This is a genomic window from Corynebacterium sp. HMSC074A01, assembly GCF_001831515.1.
GTDB lineage: Bacteria > Actinomycetota > Actinomycetes > Mycobacteriales > Mycobacteriaceae > Corynebacterium.
The window spans coordinates 1-457 of record NZ_KV825619.1 but is presented as its reverse complement, the minus strand read 5'-3'; the positions used below and the strand labels follow the sequence as shown (position 1 = coordinate 457).

The 457-nt window shown below is 61.3% G+C and carries 1 protein-coding gene; it reads right to left on the bottom strand.

All coding sequences use genetic code 11. The features are described 5' to 3' along the window. A partial coding sequence (locus tag HMPREF2550_RS12270) for an Ig-like domain-containing protein (RefSeq protein WP_246819785.1) occupies positions 1 to 457 on the bottom strand: 457 nt, incomplete at both ends.

Sequence of the window (457 nt, the reverse complement as noted above, 5' to 3'; positions counted from 1 at the left end):
GCCAGACCGATCGGGATCAGTGCCAGCAGCGGGAGACCGAAGCCGACCGCAGTAGCGGCACACTTACCGGCGTCAATACCAACCGTGCCAGTGGACTCGTTGCCATCGCCGTCGGTCGCAATGACCTTGTCACCAGGCTTGAGCTCCACACCAGACGGAACATCAACCTTCCAATTGCCGTCCTTATCCGTGGTGGTCTTGGCGGTCTTACCACCCGGGAAGGTCACCGTGATGTCCTCACCCGGACGATCGCCCTTACCGGTCACGGTCTTGTCACCCGGCTTGATCTCGTTGATCACCGGAGGCGTGGTGTCCTTATCAGCATCACCAGGCTTGGTCTCCGGATCCTTCGGGCCCTCGCCGGGGTTCTCCTCGCCCTCGTCATCAGTCGGGTTCGGCTTCTCGACGGTCACCGTCACCTCAGTGGTGTCCTTGGAACCATCCGGGTAAGTCACCT